Origin of the sequence: Algoriphagus aquimarinus, assembly GCF_900112005.1 — a bacterium.
GTDB lineage: Bacteria > Bacteroidota > Bacteroidia > Cytophagales > Cyclobacteriaceae > Algoriphagus > Algoriphagus aquimarinus.
Genome location: NZ_FOKK01000006.1, coordinates 177,104 through 193,451, shown reverse-complemented (window position 1 = coordinate 193,451; position 16,348 = coordinate 177,104). Strand labels below are relative to the sequence as shown.

Here is a 16,348-nt window from a genome sequence, read left to right as displayed (position 1 = left end):
ATGAAAAAAGGTCATCAAGTCACCATGAAGGAAATCGCCAAAAAATTAGGCGTTTCTGTATCGACCATTTCAAGAGCACTCAAGGATTCTCCAGAGCTTCATCCAGACACTAAAAAACGAATAGTGGAGATGGCAAAGGAGATGAATTACCAACCCAATCTCCTTGCTCAAAGCCTTAGAATTAGCCGTACCAATACACTAGGAGTAATCGTACCAGAGATTACTTCCCACTTTTTTGCTTCCTGTATATCAGGGATTCAGGATCATGCAAATAAGCGTGGTTACAATGTGATGATTTGCCAATCGAATGAAACATTAGAACTTGAGAAAGCCAATATCAGAACTTTAGTAGCCTCTCAAGTGGACGGTTTGCTGATCTCATTGAGTCGTGAAACTAACCAATTTGATCACTTATTAGATATTTACAATAGAGAAATTCCATTTTTGCTTTTTGACAGAGTAAATGAAGATATACCTGTTTCGCGCGTCACATTCAATGATGAGGGCGGAGCATATCAAGTCACCAAACACTTATTGGAAACTGGTTGCAAACGCGTCATGTATGTATCAGGACCAGAAGATCTCTATATCAGCAAAAAACGTAAAGAAGGATATCTCCATGCATTAAATGAATTTGGGATTACCCCCGATCCAGCGTTGGTGAAAATATCTGATCTTACCATAGAAGGAAACATCAAAATAGGTAAGGAAATAGCCGAAATGAAATCACGACCAGATGGTGTCTTTTGTATGATAGATCCTGTGGCGATTGATATTCTTACCTTTTGGAAATCCATAGGCATCAAGGTGCCAGATGACATGGCATTAGCTGGATTTACAAATAATCCAACTTCTGCTGTAGTAGAACCTCCACTGACTACGGTAGCTCAGCCAGGCTATGAAATGGGTAAATTATCAGTGACTCACTTACTCGATCAATTAGATGGCATCGCATCTGATGACCCTATTTCTATAGTTCTCGAAACTACCCTAGTACCTCGACAATCAACAAAAGCACTAAAGTAAATGAAAGATAAAATTGCCCAAACCTTCAGGAAACTGTTTGGTAGTGAACCGATTTTGGCATTTGCACCAGGAAGAATCAATCTGATCGGAGAGCATACAGATTATCAAGAAGGCTTGGTTTTCCCTGCAGCAATAGAACAAGGAATTTGGGTAGCTATCCAAAAAAACGGTCTTTCCTCCTGTCGCCTTTACTCAGAAGATTACGAAGAAGAATTTGTTTTTGACATTACATCATTTTCTCCAAAAAAGGGGCATTGGGCAAATTACACTATGGGTGTAATCTCTCAATTTCAGCAGGCGGGTTATAAGTTTGAAGGTTTTGATATGGCTTTCGTCGGAAATATCCCAGCTTCTGGACTTTCTTCCTCAGCCGCACTTTCCGTAGCAATTGGCACGGCATTGACTGCTCTTTTCAACCTTACCATCACCAAAAAGTCAATCGTTCTCTACGCCCAAAAAGCAGAGCATTTATTTGCTGGTGTGAAATGTGGCATCATGGATCCTTACGCTTCTGCTTTCGGAGTGAAAGACAGAGCATTATTACTGGATTGCCGAACCAATACACACTTTGAAGTTGAAGTTGATTTTGGAGATCATTCATTAATCCTTATCAATTCTAAAGTAAAACATACCCTGGCCGATTCCGCATATAATAAGCGAAGAGAAGCTTGTGAAGCAAGTGTAAAGATTCTTCAAGATTCTTTCCCAGAAGCCACTACACTTAGAGATATTCAGGTAAAAGACATGGAAAAAGTGCAGCAACTTTTACCAGCAGATCTATTTCCTAAAGCAAAACACGTCATCACAGAGACCGAACGTGTCAACCTAGCATCTAATGCTCTCCATGCTGGTGATTTAACCGTTTTTGGAAATCTATTGAAGGAATCTCACCGAAGCTTAAGTGAGGACTTCGAAGTGAGTTGCGTGGAGCTTGATTTTCTTGCCGAGGAATCGTGGAAATTACCAGGAGTAATCGGTTCACGCATGATGGGCGGAGGTTTTGGAGGTTGCACTATTAATTTGGTAGCCAATTCAGAAATGAAGAATTTCAAAGCTACTATGCGAGCTGTTTACAAAGATAAATTTGAAATAGAAGCAGATTTTATCCCAGTTGCACTTTCCGAAGGCGCTAGAATACTATAAAGTTCTACCAATTATAACTTCTATTGTTTCATTCAGACAATTACCACGATTTTTATCAAAATTTTCCCCAATTTGTAAGCCCAACTCTGAATTGAGTTTAATTACCTATTTTCCCAAAAATTTGAAAACCTATGAATTTCCCAAAAAACCTAAGAAGCCTACTGCTACTTGGTCTGATTGCGAGTGTAGGTTTCTGGAGCTGTAATTCTCGCTCTGGAAAACCTAAAGTACTTGTATTCAGCAAAACAGCAGGATTTCATCATGAATCCATTCCTAAAGGAATAGATGCAATAGAAAAACTTGGATCAGAAAATGGCTTCGAAGTAGATACCACTACGCAGTCAGAGATGTTCACCGAGGAAAATTTAGCACAATACTCAGCCGTAATATTTTTAAGTACTACTGGCGATGTGTTAAACAACTACCAAGAAGCTGATTTCGAAAGATACATTCAGTCTGGAGGCGGTTTCATGGGTATCCATGCTGCAGCTGACACGGAATATGAGTGGAGCTGGTATGGCCGTTTGGTAGGTGGCTACTTCACTGATCACCCAGGCATCAACGATCCTAATCCTAATGTTCAGGCTGGTGAAATCACTGTTGTAGACGCTAAAAACTCCTCCACATCTTTCCTAACTAGCCCTTGGGCTAGAACGGATGAGTGGTACAGCTACAAAAACATGAATCCAGACGTCCATGTTCTATTGAACTTGGAAGAAGATTCTTACAAAGGTGGTTTTGACATGGGAGAGCATCCTATTGCTTGGTACCATGACTATGATGGAGGAAGAGCATTCTATACTGGAGGCGGACACACCAATGAATCTTATACAGAAGAATTATTCTTGAAGCATGTCCTTGCCGGAATAGAATATGCCATTGGAGACAATTCCGAATTAGATTATTCTAAAGCAAAGAGCAAGCGTGTTCCTGAGGAAAACAGGTTTACTAAGACGACTTATGCTTATGGAGAATTCACTGAGCCAACAGAGATGACCATACTTCCAAACTTGGATATCCTAGTATCACAGAGAAGAGGAGAAATTCTATTGTTCGATAATGAAACAGAGGAACTGAAAGAAGTAGCCAAACTTGATGTCTACTGGAAAACAGAAGTAAAAGGAGTAAATGCCGAAGAAGGATTGATGGGTATTCAAAAAGACCCAAATTTCGCTAAAAATGGATATGTTTTCGTCTATTATGCACCAACAGGCGACGAAGAGATCAATAGACTTTCAAGGTTTACTTTCAAAAATGACACTTGGGATATGGCATCAGAAGTTGTCATCCTTGACGTTCATTCCGATCGTGATATTTGCTGCCACACCGGTGGATCTATTGCTTTTGATAAAGATGGCAACCTATTCCTTTCTTTAGGAGATAACTCTACACCATTCAATCAGGCTGATTCTAAATTCATCAACAACGGCTTTGCTCCTCTCGATCAGAGACCGGGTAAGGAGCAGTATGACGCTAGAAGGACTTCTGGAAACGCGAATGACTTAAGAGGTAAAATCCTTAGAATAAAAGTGAAGGAAGATGGTTCTTATGATATTCCGGAAGGAAATCTTTACCCAGTAGGAACAGAAGGAACTAGACCTGAAATTTATGTACAGGGAAACAGAAACCCATACAGAATATCTATTGATCAGAAAAATGGTTTCTTGTATTGGGGTGAAGTTGGTCCTGATGCCAATGCTGACAGCTTGGAGACTCGTGGTCCTAGAGGCTACGATGAGCTAAACCAAGCGAGAAAAGCTGGCAATTTCGGATGGCCATATTTTGTAGGAAATAACTATGCGTACCGAGAATTCAATTATGTAACTGGTGAATCCGGAGCTGCTTTTGATCCAAATGGGCCTAAAAACACTTCCGTAAACAATACTGGTAAAACCGATTTACCTGCATTAGCGCCAGCTTTCATCTGGTATCCATATGGAGAGTCCAAAGAATTCCCACAGGTCGGTTCTGGAGGAAGAAATGCAATGGCAGGTCCGATCTATTATTCAGATATGTACACTGCAGACACCAAACTCCCTGATTATTATGATGGAAAAATCTTCATCTATGACTGGATCAGAGGGTGGATTAAGGCTGTAACCATCAAGGAAAATGGTGATTTTGACAAAATGGAAGCATTTATGCCAAGCACCAAATTCAATGCATTGATAGATATGGAAATGGGGCCTGACGGCAGAATCTATATATTGGAATACGGCAATGGCTGGTTCGCCAAGAATAAAGATTCAGGGCTTTCCAGAATAGACTTTAATGGAGGAAACAGAGCGCCAACGGTGACTAAAATCTCTGCGGATAAAACCTCAGGAACAAATCCATTGACGGTTACATTTAGCGCAACTTCTTCAGATCCTGAAAATGATCCAATGACTTATGTTTGGGATCTGGGCAATGGAGAAACCAAGACTACAGAGACTCCTAGCCTTACCCATACTTTTAATGGAATCGGCGAGTATGAAGTAAAGGTAACGGCAAAAGATCCTGCAGGATTAACTGGCACTAGTACTATCGCAAGTGTCTATTCAGGCAACGTTGCACCGGAGGTTTCTATCTCAATTGACGGAAATCAGTCCTTCTATTTCCCTGGAAAGAAAGTAGCCTATACCGTCTCTGTGGCAGATGCTGATAATCCTGAAGCTGCATCAGACTTGAGTACCCTATATATTTCTGCTGACTATATCGAAGGATTAGATATGGCAGAATCTGACATGGGCCACAAGGTCATGACTGAAGCTATGATGGGAAAATCACTCTTCACTACTTTAACTTGCAAGACCTGTCATAAGGAAGCGGAAGCGTCTGTTGGACCTGCTTACATTGATGTAGCGAAGAAGTACAACCAACGAGACATCGACTACTTGAAGAACAAAATCAAAAATGGTGGTGGCGGAGTCTGGGGAGAAACAGCTATGCCTGCCAATCCTGACATGAAAGATTCTGATTTGAATGCCTTAGTTGCTTATATTCTTTCTTTGGATCAAGTGACTACTCCTTCTCTTCCAAAATCTGGATCTGTAGATGCGACAGCTGGTAAAACTCCTACTACAACAGGTGTATTGATGCTCAATGCATCTTATACAGACCAAGGAGGGGAAAATACAAAACCACTATCCGGTTCTACTACAGTGCTACTAAAAAGTAACACCATAGACATGGGTATTACAGGTGATTATACTGGCGGATATAGCAGCATGAGCTACGATGGTGCTAATTTGGTGATGGTACCTAAAAATGAAGCTTCCTTTGGTATCAAAGAGATTGACTTAACCGGTATCTCATCCGTAACTGCCACTACCGTAACTGTAGGAGACCTTGGAGATGAATATGTATTTGAACTCAGACTAGACAGCCCAACCGGTCAAGTAGTGGGAACAGAAACATTTGTACAACAGTCCACAACTGGATCTGCAAGCGCTCCTAGCTATGGTCAGATAACCATTCCTATCACCGGAACAGCAGATGGAAAACTTCATAAGCTTATTGTTATCACTAAGCCTAAGAATAACGGTGGAAACGGGACATTTATAGTAGCTGGAATGACCTTCAACGCAAAATAAAAAACGAGTAACTAGTAAAGCCATCCCGATATCGGGATGGCTTTTTTTATGTCTGTCCAATTTAAATAATGTAGATCAGCAAGCTAGACTAGCACTCATTTTATTTAAAAACACACTGCGAATTTTCCGGTCGCCAGATGACTTTTTGATCTTTCAGATTCTCAAAATTATAATCGCCTTCAATTTCTATTCCTGAGCAATCACGCAATACCAGACCCCAATCACAGTTGGGACAACAGCTGCCCCAAAAAAACACTGTTTCATTTTTGAAAATGGCTTGTTTGATATAGGAATACCCTTCACTATCACTGGTAGTAGATTCTGAAACCCATTGCTTAAGCCAAGGAAGATTCTCTATTGGATCACTCACCCCACAAGCTGTGGCTGGGTCTTCCTTCTCCTCACATGCAAAACCAATTATTAAAAAGAATAAAATAAGGTAAATAGAGTTTTTCATGGCAAAGAGTTTTCTAGACAGAAATTAGTTTGATACTAGTACGATCAGCCCATCTTTTACGCTACACGCTAATTATTTCATCGGAGAAAAAGGCAAAGTTTTCAAGAAAACTGCATCCACCTTCTCTACAATTTTTCCATCAGCTTCAGAAGCATCTTTAGCTTTCACCCATGCTGGATCTTTTATGAAGTTCTGGAAATTCTTTTCAAAAGATTCCTGATCCTTGTCAGCCAGAAGATAAACTAGCTTTGGTTGACTCCCGTCCTTCTCTACTGTAACCCAATACGGATAATTTCGCAAGCCCTGCTTCTCAAATAAATCCTGCGTGTGGTCCTTGAATCTTGCTATTAGATTATTTAGTCTTCCATCTAAACAAGTGTACACTCTCAATTGAAAAACCCCACTTTCCTGCTGCATAGGAGTATCGTTCAGTCCTTGCGCCAATTTCATAAAAGTTTGATCTACTGCCTTTACCAGTCCACCATTTACTTCTGATTCCTTCTTAGCTTTCTGCCATTCGGGATCATTAGCAAATTTGGCCCACATACGATCGCGAGAATTTTCATCAGGATACCCCAAGATGTAGGTAAGGGAATTGTCCGTATTATCGGTAGGAAGGAAATACGCAACGTTTTCCATTCCATTTTTCTCAAAAAGGCTCATCGTATGATCTTCAAAGCGCTTTATCAAATCGTCTAACTTGCCTTCGTTAGCGTAGTATTTCCTAATTTCAAAATAGGTGGATGTACTTCCACTTAATTGCTGCGCAAAACTGCCAAAGGCGAATAACATAACGAGTAAACTTAGAATTGACTTTTTCATGGGGATTGGGTTTGATTAGTTTAGAAAAAATAGGTAATCAGAGCTATCAATTGAGAAATTGATCCTTCTGAAATTGACGCCTATTTCTTCCATGCTTTCCACAAAGCAGGAAGCATCACGATAAGGATAATTACTAGTCCAAATGTCTCTCTGGACTCTTCCATAGACTGGGTTTTCATACTAAGATTATGCTGCTCTACTTCTTGGGAAACCCAGCTTCCCACATCTCCCTGCCAATAGTAAATAGCTCCAACGATACAGCCAATCGCCAGAATGGTCAAAGGGATTTTTGGAAAGATGCCACGAGTCCCCAGAAGACAAAAAATCATTGCCACACCATAAATACTCACCCAAACTTCAGGATCAGGATCATTGAATTGCCAAAAGGCAAAGAGAGCGAAAATGAAAATCCATATTCCAAAATAGATTTTGTTAAACTTCATGATATTTCAGGGTTTTAGTCAAAACTACAGAAAACAAAGAAAATTAATCGCTTTACGGCCACTTCAATCCAACAAAATATCTGCTGAATTGTGAATATACAGGGACATTATTTACCTACCATCCACCTCTTCGCATTCACAAATTAAAATATGCTTGAGGTCTAAATTATTTATATAAAGCAGGTTAATACCTATTCCATTGAAAATGATACAGGATTTTATGTAGTAGAATAAAAAATCAGCGAATTACCTAGCCAGTCATTGAAGCTGACTAAATGTTAGATTCTAAAAAATGAGCATTAATCTTCAGCATACCACTTCTATTTATTCAGGCGAAATGCAGCTTTTATGACGGTACGAAGGAATAGAATGGTAAAATCGGTGATTGACCAGAAGTGTGTTAAAAAGCAAAAAGGGAAACCCTCTTGCGATTGTCTCCCTTTCTCTTACTAATAACCATAGTCATCAACAAGAGCCAAGCTACTGTTTAAAGACTTTTCCTCCAGTTACCCGGATTCATAATACTGACTTTCAAACTCCGCCCTCTCTACCTTGCGGCTTTGAAGATATCAATCAACACTTCTGTGGTATCCCATTTCAGACAAATCCCCTAAGGTCTTTGACCATTTATGTTTCAATTACGAGCTTTCAATCATTATCCGAGATCGTACTCTCGGTCTTTTTATCTCTTACTTGGTTTAATAAATATCTCCCTAATTTCGCCTAATCGCAAGATTCTAAGCCCTTATTTCCCCACCATTTTTCCACCAAATAATATTCTAAATCAACAGACTTATTCACCTTAAACAGATGGTTATCAACATTTTAATAACATTTTAGGCCTTTCACTGATTTATTTAATCAAACCTGAATTTAGTTGACTTTAATTCGCATCAAATAAGCGTCAGCAGTGATGTACAAATACTTCTCTTCGCTGTCAAAAGCACAATTCGCCGTACCCTGTCCAGTTAGTATAGTACCTAGGTGCTCTCCATCCGAACTAATCACCCAGATTCCCCCAGGACCTGAAGCAAAGAGAGTCCCCGAACTGTGAACAGTCAAACCGTCTGGCAAACCTGGTAGCGCTTCCCCTATACTAGAAGTAGCATCCAACAATACCTTCCCATTCAAAACATCTCCGCTCTCATCCAGCTCAAACGCATAATAGCGCGCTTTTTTAGCATCAGATTGAGCCACGTAGAGCGTCCGCTGATCTGGGCTTAGCCCGATTCCATTTGGACGATTCAAACTATCCAATAGCAAAACCAAACTCCCATCTGTATCCAACCTATACACACCCTGAAAATCCAATTCTTTAGAATCCCAATCATCCAGTCCATAAGGAGGGTCTGTAAAAAATATCTGTCCTGATTTATTTAGAACCAAGTCATTTGGGCTGTTGAATTTTTTACCATTATAATAAGATACCAACGCCGTGAAGTCAGCTTCTGGAGCATCGAGCGAAGTATTCATTTTTGCTATTCTTCTTTCTCCATGCTGACACAGAATCAAATTCCCATCACCATCCAGAGCCAAACCATTTGCTCCCGGTTCTTTCTTATTTGTTTCTGACCCTAGATATCCTGAAGGTTCCAAAAACAAACTCAGACTGTCTTCCTCTGTCCATTTCCAGATTTTATTAGTCGGAACGTCTGTAAAAATCAATGCATTCTGATCATCAAGCCACAAAGGCCCTTCTGCCCATTGAAAGCCAGAAGCGATCACTTCGATTGCAGCACCCTCAGCTAGGAACGAGTTTAACCCAGAATCTATTCTCTCTACAGAGCCTGTGGTTCTATATTTAAATCCTACTTTCTCAGTTTCTGTTGAGATTTTCGGGCTAGTGCACGAAATGCCTAGTAGGAATAAAACACATAAATTTCTCATGTCTAATTAGTTAAGTTATCTACTTTTTTATTGGACTCAAGCAATAATATAATCAATAGATAAGAATAAGACAGGACAGGGAAGGATACTCAAATTCTATCTCCTACTTATATTCAATCATTCAAAGGTTTAACAGTAAATAGATTGGGTACGAAAAGGCGGGGATTATTCTCCGCCTTTTCTCATTTCCCCCTCTTTGTTTTTATTATTTACGTTCTGAAGGAAGCAAACCAAAAACTGGATTTGCTGTATGTGAAGAATTCATCAACGCCTCCAACTCTTTCACTTTTTCCGGATTTTCTGACGCTATATTATTCTGCTCTCCTATATCCACACTTAGATCATAGAGCTCTATTACAGGATCCTTGCTGCCAAAAACCTGAAGCTTAACAGCCTTCCATTTCCCTTGTCTCACTGCTTGCTTACCCCCTTGCTCGTGAAATTCCCAATACAAAAAGTCATGCTCCTTCTGCTCTGTTTGAGCTAACAATGATGGTAAAAACGAAATCCCATCGATAGCATCCGGAGCTTTCGCGCCTGCTACATCAGCGAAAGTTGGCAACAAATCCCAGAACGCTGAAATGTGATCACTTTGCGAACCAGCTTTGATCTTTCCTGGCCACCATGCAATCATAGGCGTACGAACACCGCCTTCATATAAGTCTCGCTTATGCCCTCTATACGGCCCATTGCTATCAAAAAAATCAGGATCCGCCCCACCTTCTTGGTGAGCTCCATTATCAGAGGCAAAGACTATTAATGTGTTTTCAGCTAAGCCCAACTCTTCCAATTTAGCCAATACTTCTCCAACATAAACGTCCATTCGCTCAACCATCGCAGCAAAAGCCGCATGCGGAGTTGGATGTGATTGGTATGCAAGGATATTTAGATCAGGACCATATTCAGTTCCTTTACCTGCTGGATGCGGCTTCTCATCACCGAATTTGGCTCTGTACTTTTGAATAATTTCATCCTCTGGCGCGGCTAGTTCTGCATGTGGCATCACTATAGGCATGAATAAGAAAAAAGGATTATCCTTATTTTTTTCTAAAAATGAAATCGTCTCTTTTTGAATAACATCTGGAGCATAGACTGCTTTTTCTACCCAACCATTTCCTTCTAGTACAATTTTATCACTATTGTGCCACAGGTGCGCAGGATAATATCTGTGCGCATATCTCTGGCAATTGTATCCGTAAAACTCCCCGAAACCCTGATTGTTAGGATCCCCGGTAGTGCCCACGAATCCCAAACCCCATTTTCCAAAAGCACCAGTCTTATACCCCGCACTCTGCATCACGCTAGCGATGGAAGGGATAGAATCAGGCATAGGATATTGGCCTTCTGGCTGTACCTCTCGATTACCTCTTATGGGTGTGTGCCCAGTATGCAATCCCGTCAAAAATGAGGATCTGGATGGAGCACAAACTGTTGCCCCTGAATAATGATTAGTGAAAAACATGCCTTCTTTCGCAAGTCGGTCTATGTTGGGTGTTTCAATGTATTGTTGACCCAAAAATCCCAAATCTCCATAGCCGAGATCATCTGCGAGTATAAAAATGATGTTAGTCTTTTTTTCTACTTCTACTATCTTTTCCTCTTTTGAACTACAACTAGTAAAGACCAGTGATGAGGAAAGAAAAAGTAAGGTTACGAGGTTAGTATAGCGTTTTAACATGCCCGAAGATAATAAGATTTACTTCTGGCTAAAAAATTGAATTATAAGATTTCACTCCCCTTTCATGTACCAACTTATTACGAATCATCAAAATTCTATAGGCTTCTAAGGGTTCCGCCACTCCTCCTGCCCGAACTCTGGCTTCGCACACCAAAGGTCTCACGTCTGTCAAATATGCCATCTGCAAAATTTCCTGCGCCTGTGAACCTTCTCCATTCTGCTGGCATTCCTGCAATTTTTTCCTATCTACCAGCATCGCTTTGGTGTAAGCAATCGTAATAGCTTCCAAGGCTTGAATTAAATCGACCAAAGGATCTTGCGTATTATAACTAGCATCAATCATCCAGGAAATACTATCCCAAGCTTGAGCTCCGTCTTGGTCACCACAAATTAGTTCGCAGAAAATCAAAAACAACTGATAGGGCTTTACGCTACTTGGATTCAGATCATCATCCCCATATTTACTATCGTTGAAGTGAAAGCCCGCAAGAAGATTTTGATACATCAGGGTCGCTACGATCTGCTCAATATTCGTTTTGGGTAAATGATTGCCAAGATCCACGAGTACTTTAGCCCGCGCCCCCAATCTCTTAGCAAGCATCGATGAAGTCCCCCAATCTGGAACAACCGTATGGTAGCAATTTGGCTCGTATGGCTTATACTCCAGCATTAAGTCCCAGTCCGAAGGCATGAATTCGTAAATTTCACGAAGTGACTCCTCCGTCCATCCAAGCGTACTTCTAAACTTCGCTTGCCCAGGGAAATTACTCCCATCGGCCATCCATACTGTCAGCCCTCTGCTCCCTAACTTTTTTCCAATATTAATTACCTCCTCATTATGAGCGATGGCCTCTTCTCGAATCGCTTTATTTGGGTTTCCTAAAGAACCCAATTTGGCATACTCCTTCTGATTTTGATCTTGAGAACTAGTACTGTTCATCGTGTCGAACTCTAGATTTAGCTCGTTCGCCAAGTCTTTCACCTCTTTATAATCCTCTGGCATATCCCAAGGAATATAGACTGATACAGAATTGGTCTTACAGGTCAATTGCTGCAAAAGCCCAATATCTTCTAGCTTTTCATTGAGGTTTCTAGGCTCACCTCCAGTTCTGGATTTCTTATTCTTTGCCTTGCCATTACCCAAAGCTGCGCTTGGAATAGCAATCTGAAACTCCTGTATTTTGCGGATGACTTGCTCAAAATTCAAATTTTGCTTTGAGAATCGCTCGCGTAAAAGATCTAGCGAACGGATATGAAAGTCAGTGGAAGAAAAAGATGCTAATTGGTCTTCTGAAATTCTCATGTTTACTGTTTTGTTGTTTCTCTATTACTCGAATTGCTCAAAAAATGGACAAATGGAAACGGTTTTGATAGCGAATAATTACCCTACTTTTCTGTCCAAATGGAACACTGCCCCTTTGCTTTCTAATACAAGGACACGCTTAAACTTAGAAAGAAAAATAAGTAATAACCTGTTTAAAAGCCAATTACAAATTAGATTGATTGTTCAACCCCTTGAATACATCGTCTAATCGACCAGTCAAAACCTATCATTTGATTTTCATAGCATGCTGATAAACACAAAAATCAGGGTAAAACCTCTCCCCTAACTGAATAATCTATTTCTATTCATTTTAATCTAATCGATAATTAAAAAACCTAGGAGAATCAGAAGCCGGTCGAGACTCATAAGTTGACCCCCTCAATAAATAGAGTACGCACACGACTAGATCTTTTAGAAAAAAAACAGTAGGACAGTTCGGGCTCATCGAGTGGCGACACATACTACTATAGTCCTCATGTATTTTGATTATTACTTTTTAAATTACAGTCTAGATTAAGTTTATAATAAATCGCAAAAAAATTAGATGCGATCTCTTCCCAAAGTTATCATCCCGACACTACCATTTTCAATCTCCAACCGAATAAAATTCCGGGAAACATATTCAAAAAAACGTATTTCTGATTTTTGCCTCTAAAAACAAAACTATATACACATTAACAATCCAATAAATCAATAAAATTCCTTTTGTATTCAAGACAGCACAGGATACCTCAGGTAATATTTTCACCCATATTCACTATCAGAACAATCTGCTAAACGCAATGAGCATAACAACACAAAACTTTAAGCACGTAAGTTACCTTTGGGATGATGCAGTCGCATCCAAACTAGAGGGCAAAGAAGTTGATCTTCTTATTTACCGATCAAATATACTTGGAGCCGATCTGAGAATCACCAATTACGGCGGCGGAAACACTAGCTGCAAAACCTACGAAGCTGATCCACTTACCAACGAAAAGGTAGAAGTAATGTGGGTAAAAGGCTCCGGTGGAGATATCGGAACCTTGACAAAAGCTGGCTTGGCTGGTCTTTATGTAGACAAACTTCGCGCTTTGAAGGGCATCTATAGAGGCTTGGAATTTGAAGATGAGATGGTTGAGCTTTTCAATCACTGTATCTACGATCTAAAGTCTAAAGCACCTTCTATCGATACGCCTTTACACGCATTCTTACCTTTCAAGCATATTGATCACTTACATCCAGATGCAGCAATTGCAATTGCTGCCGCAAAGGATGGAGAGCAAATCACGAAGGATCTTTGGGATGGTCAGATCGCTTGGGTGCCTTGGCAAAAACCAGGATTCGATCTTGGACTACAACTAAAGCAAGCACTTGACGAAAACCCAGGAATCCGTGGCATTATGCTCGGTGGACATGGACTTTTCACTTGGGCTGACACAGCTTACGAATGCTATATCAATAGCCTGGAAGTAATTGAAACTGCTTCTGAATACTTGGCTCAAAATTATGGTAAAACTCGTCCAGTTTTTGGCGGTGAGAAGATCCAATCTCTAGCTCCAGAGCAGAGAAAAAGTCAAGCAGCTAAACTTGCACCTCTATTAAGAGGATTGGCTTCTTCTGAGAATCTTATGGTCGGTACGTTTACCGATGCTCCTGAAGTCCTGCAGTTCATCAATAGTAACGATCTAAGCAAATTGGCTCCTATGGGAACTAGCTGTCCTGATCACTTCTTGAGAACTAAGATCTCTCCTTTGGTTTTGGATATTTCTGCAGATGAAGACCTTTCAGATCTTACTGCTTTGAAAGAAAAAATCAGCGTAGCATTCCAAGCATACAGAGAAATGTATGGCGATTACTACGAAAAGCATAAGCATGCTAATAGCCCAGCTGTTCGTGATGCAAACCCGGTAATTATTATCTGGCCAGGTGTGGGTATGTTCAGCTACGCAAAAAATAAGCAAACTAGCCGTGTAGCAAGCGAATTCTACATCAATGCAATCAACGTAATGCGTGGTGCAGAGGCTGTTTCTAAATACGTATCCTTACCACTTCAGGAAGCTTTCAATATTGAATATTGGTTACTTGAAGAAGCTAAACTTCAAAGAATGCCAAAAGAGCAGCCGCTTTCTAGAAAAGTAGCATTGGTAACTGGAAGTGCTGGCGGAATTGGACTAGCTATCGTTGAGAAATACATCAAAGAAGGTGCATGTGTGGTAGTTACCGATATTGACGGAGACAGATTGCAACAGACTAGCGATGCACTTCTGAAGAAATACGGCAAAGACTCATTTCTAGCTGTAAAACTGGATGTGACGGATGGAAAAAGCTTAGAAGCTGCTATGGAGGCTACTTGCCTACAATTCGGCGGAGTGGACATCATGGTCAATAATGCAGGTATTTCTATCAGTAAGTCCTTCGAAGATCATACCGATCAAGATTGGGACAGACTGAATGACATCTTGGTAATGGGTCAATATCATATCTCTAAAGCAGGAGTCAAAATCATGAAGCTTCAAGGCCATGGTGGTGATATTGTAAACATTGCAAGTAAGAATGGCTTGGTAGCCGGAGCAAAAAATGTTGCTTACGGTACTGCTAAAGCTGCGCAACTTCATATGTCTAGATTAATGGCGGCAGAACTTGCGGAAGACAAAATCAAAGTCAATGTCGTGAATCCTGATGCTGTGATCGAAAACTCTAACATCTGGGAAGGTGGATGGGGCGAAAACCGCGCTAAGGCATACGGAATTGAAGTGAAAGATTTGCCTCAGTTCTATGCAAATCGTACCTTATTGAAGGAAAGTGTGAAAACCAGCGATATCGCAGACGCAGCATTTGTCTTCGTAAGCGGTCAGCTTGGCAAGACGACCGGAAATATGCTTAATGTAGATGGTGGATTAGCCGCTGCATTCCCAAGATAGATTTAGATTAATAAACCTCGATTAAGCCTAGTACCCCACAACAACCCAAAATGCTATGTTAGTTGATAAATCGGAAAAGATCCACACGGACTCGCGGACTCCTAAATATATGCAGGTAGTCAACCTTATACTTGATGATCTAGACAGCGGAAAGCTCAAAATCGGTGATAGAATACCTTCTATTAATGAAACGAGTTTCGACTTCCTGCTTTCCCGTGATACGGTAGAAAAAGCCTACAATGAACTTCGGGATCGAGGAATCATCACTTCGGTGAGAGGCAAAGGTTTCTATGTGAGTTCTACGAATATGGCTAACAAGCTAAAGGTTCTATTGATTTTCAATAAGCTAAGCTCTTATAAGAAGATCATCTACTATTCAATAGTGGAAACCTTAGGAAGTCAAGCGACGGTAGATTTACAAATCCACCATTATAATCGTACGATTTTCGAAAACCTTTTGGAGCGAAATCTGGGGCACTACAATTACTATGTCTTAGCACCTCATTTCTTTGATGAAAACAATCATCCAGAAACGTGCTATGACCTTATTCAGCAAATTCCTAAAGATAAACTCCTGATAATGGATCGTGACGTGAAAAATCATGAAAACGAATTCCCAGGAGTTTATCAGGATTTTGCAAGAGATATTCTCGAGGCACTTGAGTCGGGCATTACTCACTTAAGAAAATACTCCAGGTTGACCCTGGTATTTCCTAGAGGCGACATGTACCCTGTTGAGATTATAGATGGATTTAAGCGGTTTTGCTTCTTTCACAATTTCAACAATCTGATTCTAGATGGAATCGATGATGAACAACTTTACGCAGGAGATTCCTTTATCGTATTGGCAGAAACTGACCTTGCTAATATTGTGAAGAAATCCCGTGAACAAGGTCTACAGCTAGGAAAAGACATAGGAATTATCTCGTATAACGAGACTCCTTTGAAGGAGATTTTGGCAGAGGGGATCACAACTATCTCCACTGACTTCATCGAGATGGGTACTACTATCGCAAATCAAATCTTAGGAGAAGAGGATAAAATCCCTCTAAAAAGTCCATTCAAAATGATCATCCGAAAATCGCTTTGA

11 protein-coding genes are annotated in these 16,348 nt (G+C 40.4%); 5 read left to right on the top strand and 6 right to left on the bottom strand.

Going from position 1 to position 16,348, the window contains the following annotated elements; all coding sequences use genetic code 11:
• The 3 genes from BM291_RS10010 (at window position 1) to BM291_RS10000 (ending at window position 5,744) form a co-directional block, all read left to right on the top strand.
• The gene (locus BM291_RS10010) at window positions 1-1,026 is read left to right on the top strand and encodes a LacI family DNA-binding transcriptional regulator (protein WP_092896869.1); all 1,026 of its coding nucleotides are present in this window, start codon (window positions 1-3) and stop codon (window positions 1,024-1,026) included.
• Window positions 1,027-2,169 (top strand): galactokinase, encoded by a 1,143-nt coding sequence (gene galK / locus BM291_RS10005; RefSeq protein WP_092896866.1) that lies wholly within the window; start codon window positions 1,027-1,029, stop codon window positions 2,167-2,169.
• Between the two features lie 131 nt (window positions 2,170-2,300).
• On the top strand, window positions 2,301-5,744 hold the full coding sequence (locus BM291_RS10000; protein WP_092896863.1) for a ThuA domain-containing protein: 3,444 nt from the start codon (window positions 2,301-2,303) through the stop codon (window positions 5,742-5,744).
• Between the two features lie 100 nt (window positions 5,745-5,844).
• Here the strand turns inward: BM291_RS10000 and BM291_RS09995 are convergent, their stop codons facing one another.
• The 6 genes from BM291_RS09995 to BM291_RS09970 all read right to left on the bottom strand — a co-directional run bounded on the left by BM291_RS09995 (window position 5,845) and on the right by BM291_RS09970 (window position 12,334).
• Window positions 5,845-6,201, bottom strand: coding sequence for a hypothetical protein (locus BM291_RS09995; protein ID WP_092896861.1), 357 nt, complete (start codon window positions 6,199-6,201; stop codon window positions 5,845-5,847).
• Window positions 6,202-6,273: 72 nt separating this feature from the next.
• Entirely contained in the window at window positions 6,274-7,023 is a 750-nt protein-coding gene (locus BM291_RS09990; RefSeq protein ID WP_092896858.1) for an NIPSNAP family protein, read from the bottom strand.
• 80 nt (window positions 7,024-7,103) lie between these two features.
• The gene (locus BM291_RS09985) at window positions 7,104-7,466 is read right to left on the bottom strand and encodes a transmembrane 220 family protein (protein WP_092896856.1); all 363 of its coding nucleotides are present in this window, start codon (window positions 7,464-7,466) and stop codon (window positions 7,104-7,106) included.
• An 873-nt stretch (window positions 7,467-8,339) separates the two neighbouring features.
• A complete protein-coding gene (locus tag BM291_RS09980) occupies window positions 8,340-9,353 on the bottom strand; it encodes an SMP-30/gluconolactonase/LRE family protein (protein ID WP_092896853.1) in 1,014 nt (337 codons plus the stop codon).
• A 205-nt stretch (window positions 9,354-9,558) separates the two neighbouring features.
• Window positions 9,559-11,031, bottom strand: coding sequence for an arylsulfatase (locus BM291_RS09975; RefSeq protein ID WP_092896850.1), 1,473 nt, complete (start codon window positions 11,029-11,031; stop codon window positions 9,559-9,561).
• 28 nt (window positions 11,032-11,059) lie between these two features.
• Entirely contained in the window at window positions 11,060-12,334 is a 1,275-nt protein-coding gene (locus BM291_RS09970) for a TIM barrel protein (RefSeq protein ID WP_092896848.1), read from the bottom strand.
• A gap of 803 nt (window positions 12,335-13,137) precedes the next feature.
• On the opposite strand from BM291_RS09970, the gene BM291_RS09965 reads away from it, so the two are divergent.
• Both BM291_RS09965 and BM291_RS09960 read left to right on the top strand, forming a co-directional pair.
• Window positions 13,138-15,258 carry a bifunctional aldolase/short-chain dehydrogenase gene (locus BM291_RS09965; protein WP_092896845.1) on the top strand — a complete coding sequence of 707 codons (2,121 nt, stop codon included), beginning with the start codon at window positions 13,138-13,140 and terminating at the stop codon, window positions 15,256-15,258.
• Window positions 15,259-15,313: 55 nt separating this feature from the next.
• Window positions 15,314-16,348, top strand: coding sequence for a GntR family transcriptional regulator (locus tag BM291_RS09960; protein WP_092896842.1), 1,035 nt, complete (start codon window positions 15,314-15,316; stop codon window positions 16,346-16,348).